The sequence below is a fragment of the Streptomyces sp. NPDC088554 genome, assembly GCF_044752945.1.
Classification (GTDB): Bacteria; Actinomycetota; Actinomycetes; order Streptomycetales; family Streptomycetaceae; genus Streptomyces.
The window spans coordinates 63,033-79,977 of the sequence record NZ_JBIVMF010000004.1 but is presented as its reverse complement, the minus strand read 5'-3'; the positions used below and the strand labels follow the sequence as shown (position 1 = coordinate 79,977).

The window sequence follows — 16,945 nt, the reverse complement described above, 5'->3', positions numbered from 1 at the left end:
GTCCGGCGTGACGTCCGCCGGGAGCGGTACCCATGGGTGAGGGGGCGGTACGGGACCCCGTACCGCCCCCTCACCCGTAGCGTTTCCGCGCTACAGCACCTTCGACAGGAACGACTTCGTCCGGTCGTGCTGCGGATTGCCCAGGACGTCGCGCGGGTGCCCGGACTCGACGACCACGCCGTCGTCCATGAACACCAGCGCGTCCCCGACCTCGCGTGCGAAGCCCATCTCGTGCGTCACGACGATCATCGTCATGCCGGACTCCGCCAGATCGCGCATCACGTCCAGCACATCGCCCACCAGCTCGGGGTCGAGCGCCGAGGTCGGCTCGTCGAAGAGCATCAGCTTGGGCTCCATCGCCAGCGCGCGGGCGATGGCCACGCGCTGCTGCTGGCCGCCGGAGAGCTGCGAGGGGTAGTTCGCCGCCTTGTCGGCCAGTCCGACCCGGTCGAGCAGCCGCTCGGCGCGGGCGCGGGCCACGGCCTTGGCCTCGCCGCGGACCTGGACCGGCGCCTCCATGATGTTCTCGATCGCCGTCATGTGCGGGAAGAGGTTGAAGCGCTGGAAGACCATGCCGATGTCCCGGCGCTTCTTGGCGACCTCGCTGTCCTTCAGCTCGTACAGCTTGTCGCCCTTCTGCCGGTAGCCGACCAGCTCGCCGTCGACCGAGAGCCGTCCCGCGCTCACCTTCTCCAGATGGTTGATGCACCGCAGGAACGTCGACTTGCCGGAGCCGGACGGACCGATCAGGCAGAAGACCTCCTGGGGGGCGACCTCCAGATCGATGCCCTTGAGGATGTGGGCGGCGCCGAAGGACTTGTGGACGCCCTCCGCCTTCACCATCGCCGTGGTCATGCCATGCCTCCCTTGGGCCGGCCGACGGACAGCACCGTGGCCCTGATCCGCTGGAACGGGGTCTGCGGCAGGCTGCGGCTGGAACCGCGCGCGTAGTACCGCTCCAGATAGAACTGCCCGATGCTCAGGACCGAGGTCAGGACCAGATACCAGGCGGCGGCGAGGAAGAGCATCTCCACCGGGGAGCCCGACGTCTGCCCGATGTCCTGCGCGTACCGCAGTAGCTCGTAGAACTGCACCGTCGCCACCAGCGAGGTCGTCTTCAGCATGTTGATGACCTCGTTGCCGGTCGGCGGCACGATCACGCGCATCGCCTGCGGGATCACCACCCGGCGCAGCGTCCTGCCCTGGCTCATGCCCAGCGCGTGCGAGGCCTCCGTCTGGCCCTCGTCGACCGAGAGCAGACCGGCGCGGCAGATCTCGGCCATGTACGCGGCCTCGTTCAGGCCGAGGCCCAGCAGAGCCGTCAGGAACGGCGTCATGAAGCTGGACCAGTAGTCCTTGTAGATCGGCCCGAGGTTGATGTACTCGAAGACCAGGCCGAGGTTGAACCAGACCATCAGCTGGACCAGGACCGGGGTGCCGCGGAAGAACCAGATGTAGAACCAGGCGATCGAGTTGACCACCGGGTTCTTCGAGAGCCGCATCACCGCGAGGATGATGCCGCCGACGACACCGATCAGCATCGACAGGACCGTGAGCAGCATGGTCTGCCCGACGCCCTTGAGGATCCGGTCGTCGAAGAAGTACTCGGGGACGGCGCCCCAGTTGATCTTGCCTTGCGAGAAGGCGTACACGATGGCGACGAACAGACCGATCGCCACGAGCGCGGACACATAGCGCCCGTAGTGGCGTACGGGTACGGCCCTGATCGCCTCCGGAACGGCGGTCGCCGGTTCCGGAGGCCCGGCCTTCGGTCCGTCCGACTTGTTGATGTCGACAGTCACGGGGGGTTGCCTTTCAGCCCTTCACTTCGGCCAGCTCAGCCTTTCGGCCCGACGCGGTTCAGGAACCGCCGTTGAGCCTGGCTTCCTTGACCGCACCGGCCTCGGCGCCCCACTTGGTCAGGATCTTGCCGTACTCGCCGTTCTTGATGATCGCGTCGAGGGCGGATCGGAGCGCCTTCGTCAGCGGGTTGTTCTTGGCGAGGGCGATGCCGTACGGAGCGGCCTCGACCTGCTCGCCGACCACCTCGAAGTCCTTGCCGCCGCCCGAGGTCTTCGCCGCGTACGCCGCGACCGGGAAGTCGCTGGAGCCGACCACGGCGCCGCCGCTGCGCAGTCGGGTCTGGGCCTGCTGGTCGTTGTCGAACGCTTCGAGGGAGATCGCGCCCTTGCCGTCGGCCACGCACTTCTTGCTCTCGGCCTTGGCCAGGTCCTCCGAGATGCTGGCCCGCTGGACGACCATCTTCTTGCCGCACAGGTCGGACCACTTGGTGATGCCCGTGTCGGCGCCCTTCTTGGTGTAGAGGGAGACGCCCGCCGTGAAGTAGTCGACGAAGTCGACGCCCTCGCCGACCTTCTTGTTGGTCTCGGGGTCGATGCCGTCCTGGCGGTTCTTCGTGTCCGTCATGGCCGACATGGCGATGTCGTACCGCTTCGAACGCAGACCCGTGACGAGGGTGTCGAAGGTGCCGTTCTCGAATTCGAACTTCACCCCCAGCTCCTTGCCGAGGGCGTCGGCGATGTCCGGGTCGATGCCGACCGTCTTCCCGGAGTCGTCCTTGAACTCCACCGGCGGGTACGCGATGTCCGAGCCGACCTTGATGACGCCCTTGTCCTGGATGTCCTTGGGGAGCTGGTCGAAGAGCGGGGCCTTGCTCTCGGCGGCCGAGGGGGACCCTTCCGAGCCATTCTTCGTCTGGTCGCCGCAGGCGGTCAGCAGCATGGTGCCGGCGACCACGATCGCGCCGGCCGCGGCGATGCGGGACTTCGCGGCGGTCGTACGACGGATGGTGCGTGCGGTCATGATCAGGGTCCTCCGGCGGGTGAGGGGCTGCCAAAGTGGCCAGCACGCGTCTTCGAGCGCCGCCACCGTGTGTGATGAGTGGCATCCTGCCATTTGGACTGACCCAATCAGGGGACCCGTCATGTCAAAATCGGGTAACGGGACACCCCCTGACCTCGACGTAGCGGCCCATCACGCCGGACCATCCGTCGGAATGCCTTCTTCCGGCCGGAAGATCTCCGTCCGCCTCCCTTTTCGGGAGTGATTCATAGCGGTTGCCTTCTGTGCCCGAATTATCGGCTATGAGTCATGTCACCGCGGAGATATGGGCGGTACGCGGCCTGGGCGCGGACTCGTGAAGGACCGGGTCCGTCCGGTAAGAAGGACGATCACACCCCTGATCCGGGGCCCCGGCACGTGTGCGGCGTGCCCGCGCGTACGTATAGATCCCTGTGGGCGCGACGACATCCCCGGGGATCCCTGGGGGCGCGACCGCCGAGCGGGTAGGTACGCGGCGCCCACCCACCCTCCTCGACCAGGAGTGGACACCCTCAACCGATGAAGACTTCTAAGGGGTTACGAACATGGCAGCGGAGATCGTCAATCCTCGCAGCGACAGTGCAGACCTGACGGGCGGCGTGAGCGGCGCGGCCGGTACGGCATCCGGTACATCGGGCACCGACGAGCCCTTCGATCCGGCCTTCGCGCTCCACCGCGGCGGCAAGATGGCCATCCAGGCCACGGTGCCCGTCCGGGACAAGGACGACCTGTCCCTCGCGTACACCCCCGGTGTCGCCAAGGTGTGCAGCGCGATCGCCGAGAACCCCGAGCTGGTGCACGACTACACCTGGAAGTCGCAGGTCGTCGCCGTCGTGACGGACGGTACGGCGGTGCTCGGACTCGGCGACATCGGGCCGGAGGCCTCGCTCCCCGTGATGGAGGGCAAGGCGATCCTGTTCAAGCAGTTCGGCGGTGTCGACGCGGTGCCGCTGGCGCTCGCGACCACCGACACGGACGAGATCATCGAGACCGTCGTGCGGCTCGCCCCCTCCTTCGGCGGGATCAACCTGGAGGACATCTCGGCGCCCCGCTGCTTCGAGATCGAGCGCAGGCTCCAGGAGCGCGTGGACATCCCCGTCTTCCACGACGACCAGCACGGCACGGCCGTCGTCACCCTCGCCGCCCTGCGGGGCGCGGCGAAGCTGACCGGCCGCACCCTCGGTGACCTGCGCGCCGTCATCTCCGGTGCGGGCGCGGCCGGGGTCGCCATCGCGAAGTTCCTGCTGGCGGCGGGCATCGGCGATGTCGCCGTGGCCGACCGCAAGGGGCTCGTCAGCGCCGACCGCGAGGATCTCACCGACGTCAAGCGCGAGCTGGCCGGGCTGACCAACCGTGCCGGGCTCTCCGGTTCGCTGGAGTCCGCGCTGTCCGGCGCGGACGTGTTCATCGGCGTCTCGGGCGGTACGGTCCCGGAGCCCGCCATCGCGGCGATGGCCCCCGGGGCGTTCGTCTTCGCCATGGCCAACCCGAACCCCGAGGTCCACCCCGACATCGCGCACCGGTACGCGGCGGTCGTGGCCACCGGCCGGTCGGACTACCCGAACCAGATCAACAACGTCCTCGCCTTCCCCGGCATCTTCGCGGGCGCGCTCCAGGTGCGGGCGTCCCGGATCACCGAGGGCATGAAGATCGCCGCGGCGGACGCGCTGGCCGATGTCGTCGGGGAGGAACTGGCGGCGGACTACGTCATCCCGTCCCCCTTCGACGAGCGCGTCGCCCCGGCGGTCACGGCCGCGGTGGCGGCGGCGGCCAGGGCCGAGGGCGTGGCGCGCAGGTAATCGGGGGCGCGTTCCCGGCGTCGGGGCGCGTTCCCGGTGTCGGGGATGCTCCCGGTGTCGGGCGCGTTCCCGGCGGGGCGGCCCGTAGGGGTTCCGCCGCAGGGCCGTTCCCGTAGGGGCCTTCCCGGGGGCTTCTCCGGTGCGGGCCCGCTCGTTTCCGTACGTACGGTTCCTTCGTGTACGTATGGTTCGACCGGGCCCGTACGGGTTCCACCGGGCGCCGTCCCCGGCCTATCGTCGGGCCATGTTCGCCGCCTACGCAGCCAGAATCGACCCCGTCCGCCCCCTCGACGGCCTGGAGCTGGGCGAACGCCCGGCGCCCGGGGCGCGTCCGGGCTGGACCACCGTCACCGTACGGGCCGCTTCCCTGAACCATCACGACCTGTGGTCGCTGCGCGGGGTGGGGCTCTCCGCCGAGCGGCTGCCGATGATCCTCGGCTGTGACGCCGCAGGGACGGACCCCGACGGCAACGAGGTCGTCGTGCACTCCGTCATCGGCGGAGGTGACGACGGGGCGCCCGACGCCGAGCCCCGGTCGATCCTCACCGAGCGGCACCAGGGCACCTTCGCCGAACAGGTGACCGTGCCGACCGCGAACATCCTCCCCAAGCCGCCCGGGCTGAGCTTCGAGGAGGCCGCCTGTCTGCCCACGGCCTGGCTGACCGCGTACCGCATGCTCTTCACCAACGCCGGTGTACGGCCCGGGGATTCGGTCCTCGTCCAGGGCGCGGGCGGCGGGGTCGCCACGGCGGCGATCGTGCTCGGCGGCGCGGCGGGGCTGCGCGTGTACGCGACCAGCCGCGACGCCGTGAAACGGGCGCGGGCGGTGGAGCTGGGCGCCCAGGAGGCGTTCGAGCCGGGCGCGCGGCTGCCGCACCGGGTGGACGCGGTGATCGAGACGGTCGGCGCCGCGACCTGGTCGCACTCGGTCAAGTGCCTGCGGCGCGGCGGCACGCTGGTCATCTCCGGCGCGACGAGCGGCGACCGGCCGGCACACGCGGAGCTGACCCGGATCTTCTTCCTGGAGCTGAAGGTCGTCGGCTCGACCATGGGCTCGCGGGACGAGCTGGCCGGGCTGCTCTCGTTCTGCGCGGCGAAGGGGGTGCGGCCGGTGATCGACCGGGTGCTGCCGCTGGACCGGGCACGGGAGGGCTTCCGGCTGATGGCGGAGGGGGAGCTGTTCGGCAAGGTGGTGCTGCGTGTCAACGAAGGTTGACACGCCTCCCGTGTCAACGTAAGTTGACGTCATGACCGAAGCAACGGATCTCGCCGCACGGGCGGGCGACCGCGACCCCCGGATCGGGCTCCGGGCGGTCGCCGCGCTGCGACGGCTGCTGGAACAGCTCGAAGCCGTACAGGTACGAGGCGCCCGTAACCAGGGCTGGTCGTGGCAGGAGATCGCGGACGAGCTGGGCGTCAGCCGGCAGGCCGCGCACAAGAAACACGGGAGGCAGTGATGTTCGAACGGTTCACCCAGGACGCCCGGAGCGTTGTCACCGGGGCGGTCGGTCAGGCGGAACGTACGGGAACGGACCCGGTCGCGGAGGAACACCTGCTGCTGGCCCTCCTCGAACAGCGCGGCACGCGCGCGTCGTTCGCGTTCGCCGCGCTCGGCCTCACGGACCGGCGCGCGTCCATCGAGACCGCGCTCACCGACGCCCGGCGGCGCGGCGGCCTCTCCCGGGCGGACGAGCAGGCGCTGGCCGGGCTCGGCATCGACCTGGGCGAGATCGTCGCGAAGGTCGAGCGGGCCCATGGCGAGGGCGCGATGCGTCCCACCGCGAAGCAGTCCCGCCGTCGGCTCGCGACGCGCGCCTTCACCCCCGCCGCCAAGGCGGTCCTGGTCGAGTCGCTCCGTATCGCCCAAGGCCGCCGGGACCGCCGCATCGGCGCCGAATACCTTCTGCTGGCCCTGGCCGCCCGGCCGGGCGTCGCCGCCGAGGTACTGGCGGACCACGGCGCGACGTACGCGGCCCTGGAGCGCGCGATGTTCGGCGAGTGGGGCGAGGGCGGACTGCCCACGGCGGTCTGAGGCCGGGCCGGGGCCGGGGCTGGGCGCGGGCGCCGTGCGATCCTGGTACGTATGACCCTGGACGACCTGGTACGGCTACGGCGCGCCCGGGACACGATGGACCGCGACTACGCGCGGCCACTGGACATCCCGGCGCTGGCGCGGGTCGCCCTCATGTCCCCGGGACACTTCTCCCGGAGCTTCCGCGCCGCCTTCGGGGAGACACCGTACGGCTATCTCATGACCCGCCGTGTCGAGCGGGCGAAGGCGCTGCTGCGCCGGGGTGATCTGAGCGTGACGGAGGTCTGCTTCGCGGTCGGATGTACCTCGCCGGGGTCGTTCAGCTCGCGCTTCACCGAGCTGGTCGGCGAGAGCCCCAGCGTCTACCGGGCCCGCCCCCACGAGGCCGGGGCCGCGATCCCGGCGTGCGTCGCCAAGGTCCTCACACGGCCGGTACGGCCGGGGCCCGGTGCCGGTCGGAGCGGTGCCCCGGGCGGCGGGAGCGGTGCTCCGGCCCGTACCGGCGAACCGGTCAGGAACGGAGAAGCGGAATCAGCCGCCGCCTCGTAGCGTCGAGGCATGGACATCAAACTCGCACAGTGCTTCATCGCCGTCGACGACCATGACAAGGCGCTCGCCTTCTACCTCGACGCGCTCGGCCTGGAGGTACGCAACGACGTCGCGTTCGAGGGAATGCGCTGGGTGACCGTCGGGTCACCCGCCCAGCCGGACGTCGAGATCGTCCTCGAACCGCCGCTCGCCGACCCCAACGCCTCACAGGCCGACAAGCAGGTGATGGCGGAACTGCTGGCCAAGGGGCTGCTGCGGGGCGTGATCTTCTCCACCGACGACTGCGACGCCACCTTCGAACGCGTCCGGGCCGCAGGCGGCGAGGTGCTCCAGGAGCCGGTCGACCAGCCGTACGGCGTCCGTGACTGCGCCTTCCGCGACCCCGCCGGTAACATGCTCCGCTTCACCCAGCCCCGTGAGCGATAAGACGATCGAAGCAATCGAAGCAATCGAAGCAATCGAAGTAAGCGATAAGGCGATCGGACCGGTGACGATGAGGACGGAGAGGCGATGAGTATGGCCCCGAGGAAGGACACGCGGTCGCCCGCGAAGCCCGTCGCGACCGGCCCGCACATCGCGGACAGCCACGATCTGATCCGTGTGCACGGCGCGCGCGTGAACAACCTCAAGGACGTCAGCATCGAGATCCCGAAGCGCCGGCTCACGGTGTTCACCGGGGTCTCGGGCTCCGGCAAGAGCTCGCTGGTGTTCGGCACGGTCGCCGCCGAGTCGCAGCGGCTGATCAACGAGACCTACAGCGCCTTCGTCCAGGGTTTCATGCCGACGCTGGGGCGGCCCGAGGTCGACGTACTCGAAGGGCTGACGACCGCGATCATCGTCGACCAGCAGCGGCTGGGCGCCGACCCGCGTTCCACGGTCGGCACCGTCACCGACGCCAACGCGATGCTGCGCATCCTCTTCAGCCGGCTCGGGAAGCCGCACATCGGCTCGCCCAAGGCGTACTCCTTCAACGTCCCCTCCATCAGCGGAGCGGGCGCGGTCACGCTCGTCCAGGGCGGGCGGACGGTGAAGGAGCGGCGCAGCTTCAGCGTCGTCGGCGGCATGTGTCCGCGCTGCGAGGGCCGGGGCACGGTCTCCGACATCGACCTCACCCAGCTCTACGACGCCTCCAAGTCGATCTCCGAGGGCGCGTTCACCATCCCCGGCTGGAAGTCGGACAGCTGGTGGACCGTGCGGACGTACGCCGAGTCGGGCTTCCTCGACCCGGACAAGCCGATCGTCAAGTTCACCAAGAAGGAGATGCAGGACTTCCTCTACCGGGAGCCGACCAAGGTGAAGGTCGAGGGGGTGAACCTCACGTACGAGGGGCTGATCCCCAAGATCCAGAAGTCGTTCCTGTCCAAGGACCGGGAGGCGATGCAGCCGCACATCCGGGCGTTCGTGGACCGGGCGGTCACCTTCACCGCCTGCCCCGAGTGCGACGGCACCCGGCTCAGCGAGGCGGCCCGGTCGTCACGGATCGGCGGGGTCAACATCGCCGAGACGTGCGCGATGCAGATCAGCGACCTGGCCGAGTGGGTACGCGGTCTCGCCGAGCCCTCGGTGGCGCCACTGCTCACCGCGCTGGGGAAGACCCTCGACGCGTTCGTGGAGATCGGTCTCGGCTATCTCTCGCTGGACCGGCCGGCGGGCACGCTGTCGGGGGGCGAGGCGCAGCGCGTCAAGATGATCCGCCACCTCGGTTCCTCGCTGACCGACACCACCTATGTCTTCGACGAGCCCACCATCGGGCTGCACCCCCATGACATCAGCCGGATGAACGACCTGCTGCTGAGGCTGCGGGACAAGGGCAACACGGTGCTCGTCGTGGAGCACAAGCCCGAGACGATCGTGATCGCCGACCATGTCGTCGACCTCGGCCCCGGCGCCGGTACGGAAGGGGGCACCGTCTGCTTCGAGGGCACCGTCGAGGGGCTGCGGGCCGGCGGCACGCTCACCGGACGGCACCTGGACGACCGGGCCGCGCTGAAGCCGTCGGTGCGCGAGCGGTCGGGTGTGCTGGAGGTACGCGGCGCCGGTACGCACAACCTGAAGGACGTCGACGTCGACATCCCGCTCGGCGTGCTCACCGTGATCACCGGGGTCGCCGGTTCCGGCAAGAGTTCGCTGATCCACGGCTCGGTGGCCGGACGGGACGGCGTGGTCGCCATCGACCAGGCCGTGATCAAGGGCTCGCGCCGGAGCAACCCGGCGACGTACACCGGACTGCTCGACCCGATCCGCAAGGCGTTCGCCAAGGCCAACGGGGTGAAACCGGCGCTGTTCAGCGCCAACTCCGAGGGCGCCTGCCCCGGTTGCAACGGCGCGGGCGTCATCTACACCGACCTGGCGATGATGGCCGGGACCGCCACCACCTGCGAGGAGTGCGAGGGGAAGCGGTTCGAGGCGTCGGTGCTGGACCACCACTTCGGCGGCCGGGACATCAGCGAGGTGCTGGCGATGTCGGTGACCGAGGCGGCGGAGTTCTTCGGCGCGGGCGAGGCGCGCACCCCCGCCGCGCACGTCATTCTCGGCAGGCTCGCCGATGTCGGCCTCGGCTACCTCTGCCTCGGCCAGCCGCTCACCACGCTCTCCGGTGGTGAGCGTCAACGGCTCAAGCTGGCCACGCACCTGGCGGAGAAGGGCGGCGTGTACGTCCTCGACGAGCCGACCACCGGCCTCCACCTCGCGGACGTCGAGCAACTGCTCGGCCTGCTCGACCGGATCGTCGACTCCGGAAAGTCGGTCATCGTCATCGAGCACCACCAGGCGGTCATGGCACACGCCGACTGGATCATCGACCTCGGCCCCGGCGCGGGCCACGACGGCGGCCGCATCGTCTTCGAGGGCACCCCGGCGGAGCTGGTGGCCGCCCGCTCCACGCTCACGGCCGAGCACTTGGCGGCGTACACGGGGGCGTGACGTGACGTGATGCGAGCCGTTCTCCCGTTCTTTCCCGTTCTCCGTAGGAGCGTGGAATTCCGTTTTCGGTACAAGAGCTTGAGAGATCAATATCCTTTAGTGCTGCCCTACCGCACAGCCGCTGCATATCGAGCGGTGGAAGGACGATCCCCCCATGCTCCTCACCCGTCGCACAGCTGCCGCAGTGTGTCTCGCGACGCTGCTTGCCGTGCTCACTCCCGCTCCCGCTTCCGCGTCTGCGTCTGCGTCTGCGTCTGCTTCCGGTTCCGGTTCCGTTCCGGCTCCTGCATCCGGTACGGCGATCACCGCCATGGACGGGTCCTCGGTGGTACGGACCACCGCCGGTCCGGTCCGAGGACAGACCTCCGCCGAGGGACGGCAGTTCCTCGGCGTTCCGTACGCCGCCGATCCGGTCGGCACACTGCGCTGGCGTCCACCACAGCCCCACCCCGCCTGGGAAGGCATACGCGACGCCACGGCATTCGGCCCCCGCTGCCCGCAGGGCACGAACCCCGAACAGGCCACGTACACCGAGAACTGCCTGAACCTGAACGTCTACACCCCGGCGAGCCCGCGGCGGCTGCCCGTGATGCTGTGGATCCACGGCGGCGGCATGGTCCAGGGCGGCGGCAGGGACTACGTCGCCGACCGTTTCGCCGCGCGGGGCAACGTGATCGTGGTGACCATCAACTACCGTCTCGGCGCGGCCGGCTTCCTGGCCCTGCCCGGCGTGCGGGGCAATTACGGCCTGCTCGACCAGCAGGCCGCCATGCGCTGGGTACGCGCCAACATCGCCCGATTCGGCGGCGACCCGTACGCGGTCACCATCGCCGGGGATTCCTCGGGCGGCCGTGCGGTGTGCAGCCAGCTGGCCTCGCCCACCGCACGCGGGCTGTTCCGGGCCGCGATCAGCCAGTCCGCCTCCTACCGCGACTGCGCGGCCATCCCCCTCGAGAACGCAGGGAGCACCGGTCGCGCCTTCGCCGATGCTCTCGGCTGTACGGACACCGGCTCGGGCGCCGTGCTGGACTGCCTGCGCGCCAAGTCCCCGCAGGAGATCCTCGCCGCGCAGTCCCGCCACGGCTGGGGGCCCGTCGTCGGCGACCGCGTACTGCCGCGTCAGCCCGCCGAGGCATTCGCGGCCGGTCTGCAGGCGAAAGTGCCGGTCCTCTTCGGCACCAACCGCGACGAGGGACGGTACTTCGACTACTTCGACTTCGACGGCAAGGGCCGGCCGCTGACAGCGGAACAGTACCCCCGGGCCATGCGGGACTGGTTCGGCGAGGACATCGCCGACGAGGTGCTGGCACGCTATCCGCTGACCGGCCACCCGACCCCGACGCTCGCGCACGCCGCCGCCCGCGGCGACCGGGACTACTCCTGTCCGACCGCCCGCGTCAGCCGGCAGCTCGCCCAGGGCGCCCCGGTGTACCAGTACGAGTTCGCGGACGTGACCGGTCCGCCCGCCGAGCATCTCCGTAACCAGAACACCGACTACGACTTCGGGGCCACGCACACCAACGATCTCCAGTACCTCTTCCGGCACCACGGACGCGAGGCGCCGTTCAACGCCGAGGAGCGGCAGCTGTCCCGGCAGATGATCCAGTACTGGTCGTCGTTCGTCGCACACGGAGTCCCCCGGGCCCCCGGCCTCCCCGACATGGCTGACCAGCGTGTCCGACCGGGCGAGGTGATGGTCCTTCGGACCGCGTCAGCCGGCGGCCCGAGCCCGGCCGGTGACTTCACCGCAGCCCACCAGTGCGCGCTGTGGGACGCGGTCGCGGCCACCGGCTGAACGGGCAACGCAGCCTCGGCCCGGCCGGGACCTTCGCGTCACGGACGGTGCCGGGGCTGCTGCGGGTCGGTTGAATCGTCAGTTCAGAGCGTCGATGGCTTTCACGATCAGGGCCCGCGCCTCGGCTCCGTAGACGGCCATGCCGCGCAGCTCCTCGAACGCCTTGAGGTAGAGGGCGATTTCGCTCGGCTGGGTGACGGTGACCCGGGCGGACAGGAGTTCCATGGATACGAGGGTGTCGTCGTACACGTGGAAGGTTTCCATCGGCCAGATGGAGCGTTCCGGTGTCGCCGCCGGAATCACACCCAGCGAAACCGAGGGCAGCGCGCCTGCGGTCAGCAGATATCCGAGCTGGGCGGCCATTGCCTCCGCATCACCGATGTGGTGTCGCAGTGCGGATTCCTCGATGAGGAGTACGAAGCGGTGTCCGGGTTCGTGGATGATCCGGGACCGTTCCAGGCGGGCGGCGACCGCATGTGTGACGTCGTTCGGGATTTCCCGGAAGTCGGTGATGGACGACATGAGTCCGGTGGCGTAGCCCTCGGTCTGCAGCAGGCCGGGGACGAGCGTGGCCGAGTAGACGCGGAAAACCCGGGTGGCTTTGAACAGCGGCACATAGCTGTGCTGGAGCTGCTTCAGCCCCGTTCGTACCTTGCGGCGCCATTCGACGTACTGGGACTCGGCGTTGTGTGACTGGGCGATGATGTCGGCGGCCTGGTCCTCCGCCCCGCACGCACCGCACCATGCGCGTATATCCGCAGGCGACGGGGGCGTTCGGGCATTCTCGATGCGGCTGGACTTCGAATGAGTCCAGCCGCAGCGGGCGGCCAGCTCGGAACCGGTGATTCCGGCGTCGGCCCGAAGCGCGCGCAGGCGCTGTGCGATGCCTTCGCGTGCGGCCTGGGCCGACGAGGACGGAGATACGGGCATGGGGCGGGTTCGGGTGCTCTCTCGCTAGCTGATCAGGTACTTCTCATGGGGAATGCCCCGCTCCCAGACGGCCTCGAACGCGGTGGCGCACAGCGCGGCCACTGCCGGGTCGTCGCTCATCTCTCCCCCCGCTGAGGCGCCTTCGCCGGTGAAATGGTTCCAGCGGATCAGCTGGTAGTCAATGAGCCAGAAGTCGTTTCCGGGCAGTGCGATGCCTGTGGTCTGTCTGCGTGGCAGCCAGACCACTTGCTCTCCGGCCGTGACGTTCTTGAACGTGCCGTCGTGCAGGAACCGGGTGTATTCGCTGACCGGTTCGGACACGATGCGCGCGCGGCGTACGAGGACCCCGCGCGCCACGGTCCGCTCGATCAGTGTGTGCCACGGCCGCCACCAGGACGCCCGGTCGGCCGGGTCGATACGGAAACCGGCCCGCCAGTCGGCGAACGGTCCGCTCTCGTAGTCGACCGCGTAGGAGTCGCGCGTCTCCAGGTGCATGGCGGAGGTACGCGCCGAGTCGAGGAGGTCATCCCAGCTGGGGACGGTCAAGCGCATCGCATGCCTTCCTTACGATGTGCACCATCCTGGCGGGAATCCGGATCACGGCTTCGTTCTCCGGGATGCCCTTCGCGTGCCCGGGGATCTCCGTGGCCGGGGATCTCCGTGGCCGCGCACTCCGCTTCCAAATCCTCGTCGGCCTTCCGGCCTTGGAAGACGAGTTCCTGTCGCTCGTGGTCCGCCCAGGCGGTCGGGCTTTCGCCTTCCCCGGTGTTCGGGTCGATGCCGATGAACTAATAACGGCATGGTTCCTCCAGCTCGCTGTGTGTGCGCTGATGTTCAGCATAATGAGCTGACGGAGGGCGCCTGACAAGAGCACAAGTCGCTCTGAAACAGGGGTAACTGGCTGGTGTGAACATTGGTGCACATTCCTGGTGGGAGTGCGGCCGGGTTCCCTACGGTCCTGGGCATGGACACCTTCGAGTTACTCCGTCATATCGGTGAGGCGGCCCGATGATCTGCGCCAGGGGAAGTCACGACTTCCCCTACGAGGACGGGACCGGCGCCTACTGCGAACGCCACGGCGTCACCCTGCTGTGGCATGACCGGGCCCGACGCGGATGACGCCGCCCCCGGCGGGCCGCCCTCCCCGTGCGCGGCGCCCGCGCGGCCCGCGCTGGCCCCGGCCGTGCGTGGCGGAGAGCCGGCGTAGCGCGGTCACCGAAGCCTCGCCCGCTCCGGTCGTCCATTCCCTGGCAGGACAACGACCGGAGCGGGTCCGTGCACCAACCCCTCGAAGAAGAAGGGAAAGGCACATGGCCGACATCCACCCGTACCGCTCGGCGGTTGTCCAGAGCGACCCGGACAACACCGATATCGAGGACGGCGACGGCGGAGGCTCCAACCCCTCCTCCGGCTGCGGGGACAACGGCGGCTGAACCGAGTGACCCGCCCGGCACGCTCAGAGGGAGAGAACGTGGCACGAACCATCACCGGCACCGGGCGGGTGACCGTGGTGCCGTTGTTGCACACCTGGCCCGACCAGTACGTCGTACTCGCCTACGCCACCACCGGCGCCTTCGGGGACACCGCCGTCATCGGATACGTGTCCCCGCCCGGTGTCCCGGATCCGGGGCTGCTCGGGATCGCCGCGCGACATCAGCCCACCCGGCTGTACGGATCCACCGGTGGTGGCGGGTTCGCCGAAGCCTGCTGGCTGATCTGTGTGGGGTGGAGCGGGCGGAGCGTTCCCAAGCCCGGGGGTCTTGAACTCGGCTCGGCTGTCTGGTCGTTGGAGTGTGCCGGGACCATCGAGCTGGGGCGGACCATGTACGGGCACGATCGGCTGTGCACCGGCCGTTTCGTACTGGCCGATCCGGTGCTGATGCGACGGGCGTCGGCGCTGACGACGGGGTGACCGGGACGGAACCCGGCCGGGCCCGCCGGACGACGGCATCCCCGGCGGGTCGGCCGGTGGCACCTACACGTCTGCCGGGCGGTCTCCCGAAGGGCGCAGCAGTGCGTCCAGGTGCGTTGCCGTTGTGGACAAGTGGTGTCTGGCCTCGGCCAGTTGGGCTTCCGTGACGCCGTTGTCCCGGGCGGTGTCACGGATGTCGTCGCGGAAGCGGTCGAGCAGTCGGTCCAGGTCTCTGGTCGGGTCGCCGGTGGTGGGGAGGTCTGTGTATCGGTCCTCGGGGGGAGTCGGGGGAGTCGGGGGAGTCGGGGGAGCCGAGGGGGCTTCCGGGGGCTCCGGGGTGGGGGTTGGCTTGGGGTGGGGCCAGGAGGTGGCTGTCAGGCCGCCCAGTTGGACCGCGAGTTCGGAGAGGCCGTCCCGGACGGCTGTGGGCCAGTCGCCCCGGGCGAAGTGGGTCTGGACCTGGTCCTGGACCTGCTGGGCGATGCGCTGCATCTCCTCGCGGGCCGTCTCCTGCGCCTCCTTCGCCTGGCGGCGGGCCTTCTGGGCGTCCTCACGGGCCCGGCGCGACTCGTCCTTCGCCCTGCGGGCCTGCTCCTTCCACTCCTGCTTCGCGCGTTTCAGCTCCTCCTTGGCCACGCGCCAGGACTCGCTGTCGGCGAAGACGCTGTCCCACTCCGGCTTCGGCGGACCGCCGTCCTTACGGGTCCGGGAGGCCGCCGCGCGCATCTCGCTGCGCAGCTGGCCCGCCGCGCCCCGTACGTCGTCGCGGATCTCGGCCGCCAGCTCCGAGACCGACTCGCGGATCTCCATCTCCAGGTCGGCCAGCTCCCCGGTGCGTCCGGCCAGCTCGGCGCGGCCCGCGTCGGTGATGGAGTAGACCTTGCGGCCGCCTTCGGTGGCATGGGTGACCAGGCCCTCGGCCTCCAGCTTGGCGAGCCTCGGGTAGACCGTGCCCGCGGAAGGCGCGTACAGCCCCTGGAAGCGCTCCTCCAGGAGTCTGATCACCTCGTAACCATGGCGGGGGGCCTCGTCCAGGAGCTTGAGCAGATAGAGGCGGAGTCGGCCGTGGGCGAAGACCGGGGGCATGTCAGAGCTCCTTCGTGTCGGCCGGGGAAGCCTGTGCGGTGTCGGTGTCGTACGGTGCGTCCTGGGCCGGTGGTCTGCGGAGCAGGGCTATCGATCCGGATACGGTCGTCGCCCTGAGGATGCCCGTGCCCGCGCCCAGTCTGCCGGTGATCTTCTTCGCGCCCCAGTGGCCGGTCACCCGCAGATCGTCGAACGCGTTGGAGACCGAGCCGCTCGCGGTGTTCGCCTCCACCCGAGCGTCCGCCGGATGCGGCAGCCGGATCGCGACCTCGCCGGAGACCGTCGTCAGTCTGATGTCCGTGGGCCGCTCGCCGGGGTCGAGGTCGATGACCATGTCACCGCTGACCGAGTCCGCCTGTACGGACGAACCCGCCCCCTCGATGACCGTGAGGTCACCGGAGAGGGAGTGGAACCGGAGGGCGCCGGTGACCGCCTGGGCCTCCAGGCTCCCGGACAGGGTCTCGGCGTGGGCCTCGCCGGACAGCCCCACGAAGGTGGTGTCGCCGGTGAGGCCCCTGATGTCCGTATGCCCCCGGACCCCGGAGATCACGGTCCCGGCACCGAGCGTGCCCACCTCGATGGAGGTGTCCGCCGGGACGGAGAGGGAGACGACCGCGCTGCGGCGCCATTCCTCGCTCCAGCGCGCGACCCGGCTCTTGCCGCCGAGCCATGTGAGGATGCCGCTCCACGGCAGATCCTCGTAGGCCACGGTGAGCGTGGAGCCGTCCAGTGTCACCTTCAGCGGCGGTCCTTCGAGCCCGGAGACTTCGAGCCGGGCGTCCTTCCGCTCCGTCCCGACCACGTTCACCGTGCCGTTGACCAGGCGCACATGGAGCGCGGTCACCGGGGCGTCGAAGGTGAGCTTCTCGGGTTCGGCGACCTCCCACGTCGACTCCGCCATGATGCTGACCTCCTGGGGAACTGGGCTGGGGCTGGGACTGGGAACCGACCGGCATGACGCAACATATCGCGTCTCCCGGACAACACGATATATCTCGGTTACGGAAAGTCAAGGGCCTTGCCGTCCCCCTCGGGGTCCAAGTGCTCATATGCGGGCAAATTGCCCTAGCGTGGAGGTC

General features: G+C 69.6%; 17 protein-coding genes and 1 pseudogene. 10 read left to right on the top strand and 8 right to left on the bottom strand.

Going from position 1 to position 16,945, the window contains the following annotated elements:
- Positions 1–90: 90 nt before the first annotated feature.
- From ACIP8W_RS05995 to ACIP8W_RS05985, 3 genes are read right to left on the bottom strand one after another with little or no spacing between them, the layout of a single operon-like run.
- Complete coding sequence (locus tag ACIP8W_RS05995) at positions 91–855, bottom strand: amino acid ABC transporter ATP-binding protein (RefSeq protein ID WP_401946784.1); 765 nt, start codon at positions 853–855, stop codon at positions 91–93.
- Complete coding sequence (locus ACIP8W_RS05990; protein WP_401946781.1) at positions 852–1,802, bottom strand: amino acid ABC transporter permease; 951 nt, start codon at positions 1,800–1,802, stop codon at positions 852–854. The genes ACIP8W_RS05995 and ACIP8W_RS05990 overlap by 4 nt, the downstream gene beginning before the upstream one ends.
- 58 nt (positions 1,803–1,860) lie before the next feature.
- Positions 1,861–2,823, bottom strand: a complete 963-nt coding sequence (locus tag ACIP8W_RS05985) for an ABC transporter substrate-binding protein (RefSeq protein ID WP_401946779.1) — start codon at positions 2,821–2,823, stop codon at positions 1,861–1,863.
- Positions 2,824–3,386: 563 nt separating this feature from the next.
- On the opposite strand from ACIP8W_RS05985, the gene ACIP8W_RS05980 reads away from it, so the two are divergent.
- From ACIP8W_RS05980 to ACIP8W_RS05945, 8 genes are all read left to right on the top strand, one after another.
- Entirely contained in the window at positions 3,387–4,640 is a 1,254-nt protein-coding gene (locus tag ACIP8W_RS05980) for an NADP-dependent malic enzyme (protein ID WP_401946777.1), read from the top strand.
- Positions 4,641–4,884: 244 nt separating this feature from the next.
- On the top strand, positions 4,885–5,856 hold the full coding sequence (locus tag ACIP8W_RS05975; protein ID WP_401946774.1) for a zinc-binding dehydrogenase: 972 nt from the start codon (positions 4,885–4,887) through the stop codon (positions 5,854–5,856).
- Between the two features lie 31 nt (positions 5,857–5,887).
- Positions 5,888–6,097 (top strand): helix-turn-helix domain-containing protein, encoded by a 210-nt coding sequence (locus tag ACIP8W_RS05970; RefSeq protein WP_401946771.1) that lies wholly within the window; start codon positions 5,888–5,890, stop codon positions 6,095–6,097.
- Positions 6,097–6,672, top strand: a complete 576-nt coding sequence (locus ACIP8W_RS05965) for a Clp protease N-terminal domain-containing protein (protein ID WP_401946768.1) — start codon at positions 6,097–6,099, stop codon at positions 6,670–6,672. The genes ACIP8W_RS05970 and ACIP8W_RS05965 overlap by 1 nt, the downstream gene beginning before the upstream one ends.
- 51 nt (positions 6,673–6,723) lie before the next feature.
- Positions 6,724–7,221: a helix-turn-helix transcriptional regulator gene (locus tag ACIP8W_RS05960; protein WP_401946765.1), complete on the top strand. Its 498-nt coding sequence runs from the start codon at positions 6,724–6,726 to the stop codon at positions 7,219–7,221.
- Between the two features lie 9 nt (positions 7,222–7,230).
- Positions 7,231–7,647, top strand: coding sequence for a VOC family protein (locus ACIP8W_RS05955; protein ID WP_401946762.1), 417 nt, complete (start codon positions 7,231–7,233; stop codon positions 7,645–7,647).
- 84 nt (positions 7,648–7,731) lie between these two features.
- A complete protein-coding gene (locus ACIP8W_RS05950) occupies positions 7,732–10,143 on the top strand; it encodes an ATP-binding cassette domain-containing protein (RefSeq protein ID WP_402202107.1) in 2,412 nt (803 codons plus the stop codon).
- A gap of 310 nt (positions 10,144–10,453) precedes the next feature.
- Positions 10,454–11,938 carry a carboxylesterase/lipase family protein gene (locus ACIP8W_RS05945; protein WP_401946757.1) on the top strand — a complete coding sequence of 495 codons (1,485 nt, stop codon included), beginning with the start codon at positions 10,454–10,456 and terminating at the stop codon, positions 11,936–11,938.
- A 78-nt stretch (positions 11,939–12,016) separates the two neighbouring features.
- Here the strand turns inward: ACIP8W_RS05945 and ACIP8W_RS05940 are convergent, their stop codons facing one another.
- From ACIP8W_RS05940 to ACIP8W_RS05930, 3 genes and pseudogenes are all read right to left on the bottom strand, one after another.
- Complete coding sequence (locus tag ACIP8W_RS05940; RefSeq protein WP_401946754.1) at positions 12,017–12,868, bottom strand: helix-turn-helix domain-containing protein; 852 nt, start codon at positions 12,866–12,868, stop codon at positions 12,017–12,019.
- Positions 12,869–12,892: 24 nt separating this feature from the next.
- Positions 12,893–13,420 (bottom strand): DUF6879 family protein, encoded by a 528-nt coding sequence (locus ACIP8W_RS05935; RefSeq protein WP_401946751.1) that lies wholly within the window; start codon positions 13,418–13,420, stop codon positions 12,893–12,895.
- Positions 13,392–13,653, bottom strand: a pseudogene (locus ACIP8W_RS05930) (hypothetical protein). The gene ACIP8W_RS05935 and the pseudogene ACIP8W_RS05930 overlap by 29 nt, the downstream one beginning before the upstream one ends.
- Before the next feature lie 525 nt (positions 13,654–14,178).
- Between ACIP8W_RS05930 and ACIP8W_RS05925 the strand changes: the two are divergent.
- Together ACIP8W_RS05925 and ACIP8W_RS05920 are read left to right on the top strand one after the other, a co-directional pair.
- Positions 14,179–14,301, top strand: a complete 123-nt coding sequence (locus ACIP8W_RS05925; RefSeq protein WP_401946748.1) for a hypothetical protein — start codon at positions 14,179–14,181, stop codon at positions 14,299–14,301.
- A gap of 38 nt (positions 14,302–14,339) precedes the next feature.
- Positions 14,340–14,780: a hypothetical protein gene (locus ACIP8W_RS05920; RefSeq protein ID WP_402149395.1), complete on the top strand. Its 441-nt coding sequence runs from the start codon at positions 14,340–14,342 to the stop codon at positions 14,778–14,780.
- Positions 14,781–14,843: 63 nt separating this feature from the next.
- On the opposite strand, the gene ACIP8W_RS05915 is transcribed toward ACIP8W_RS05920, so the two are convergent.
- Positions 14,844–15,866: a helix-turn-helix transcriptional regulator gene (locus ACIP8W_RS05915; RefSeq protein ID WP_402149396.1), complete on the bottom strand. Its 1,023-nt coding sequence runs from the start codon at positions 15,864–15,866 to the stop codon at positions 14,844–14,846.
- Position 15,867: 1 nt separating this feature from the next.
- On the bottom strand, positions 15,868–16,767 hold the full coding sequence (locus tag ACIP8W_RS05910) for a DUF4097 family beta strand repeat-containing protein (RefSeq protein WP_402149399.1): 900 nt from the start codon (positions 16,765–16,767) through the stop codon (positions 15,868–15,870).
- Between the last annotated feature and the right edge of the window lie 178 nt (positions 16,768–16,945).

Bases quoted from the DNA above. Each gene is read 5' to 3' on its own strand.
- ACIP8W_RS05995 (WP_401946784.1), bottom strand. From the start codon at position 855: ATGACCACGGCGATGGTGAAGGCGGAGGGCGTCCACAAGTCCTTCGGC.
- ACIP8W_RS05985 (WP_401946779.1), bottom strand. From the start codon at position 2,823: ATGACCGCACGCACCATCCGTCGTACGACCGCCGCGAAGTCCCGCATC.
- ACIP8W_RS05980 (WP_401946777.1), top strand. From the start codon at position 3,387: ATGGCAGCGGAGATCGTCAATCCTCGCAGCGACAGTGCAGACCTGACG.
- ACIP8W_RS05975 (WP_401946774.1), top strand. From the start codon at position 4,885: ATGTTCGCCGCCTACGCAGCCAGAATCGACCCCGTCCGCCCCCTCGAC.
- ACIP8W_RS05970 (WP_401946771.1), top strand. From the start codon at position 5,888: ATGACCGAAGCAACGGATCTCGCCGCACGGGCGGGCGACCGCGACCCC.
- ACIP8W_RS05965 (WP_401946768.1), top strand. From the start codon at position 6,097: ATGTTCGAACGGTTCACCCAGGACGCCCGGAGCGTTGTCACCGGGGCG.
- ACIP8W_RS05960 (WP_401946765.1), top strand. From the start codon at position 6,724: ATGACCCTGGACGACCTGGTACGGCTACGGCGCGCCCGGGACACGATG.
- ACIP8W_RS05955 (WP_401946762.1), top strand. From the start codon at position 7,231: ATGGACATCAAACTCGCACAGTGCTTCATCGCCGTCGACGACCATGAC.
- ACIP8W_RS05950 (WP_402202107.1), top strand. From the start codon at position 7,732: ATGAGTATGGCCCCGAGGAAGGACACGCGGTCGCCCGCGAAGCCCGTC.
- ACIP8W_RS05945 (WP_401946757.1), top strand. From the start codon at position 10,454: ATGGACGGGTCCTCGGTGGTACGGACCACCGCCGGTCCGGTCCGAGGA.
- ACIP8W_RS05940 (WP_401946754.1), bottom strand. From the start codon at position 12,868: ATGCCCGTATCTCCGTCCTCGTCGGCCCAGGCCGCACGCGAAGGCATC.
- ACIP8W_RS05935 (WP_401946751.1), bottom strand. From the start codon at position 13,420: ATGCGCTTGACCGTCCCCAGCTGGGATGACCTCCTCGACTCGGCGCGT.
- ACIP8W_RS05925 (WP_401946748.1), top strand. From the start codon at position 14,179: ATGGCCGACATCCACCCGTACCGCTCGGCGGTTGTCCAGAGCGACCCG.
- ACIP8W_RS05915 (WP_402149396.1), bottom strand. From the start codon at position 15,866: ATGCCCCCGGTCTTCGCCCACGGCCGACTCCGCCTCTATCTGCTCAAG.
- ACIP8W_RS05910 (WP_402149399.1), bottom strand. From the start codon at position 16,767: ATGGCGGAGTCGACGTGGGAGGTCGCCGAACCCGAGAAGCTCACCTTC.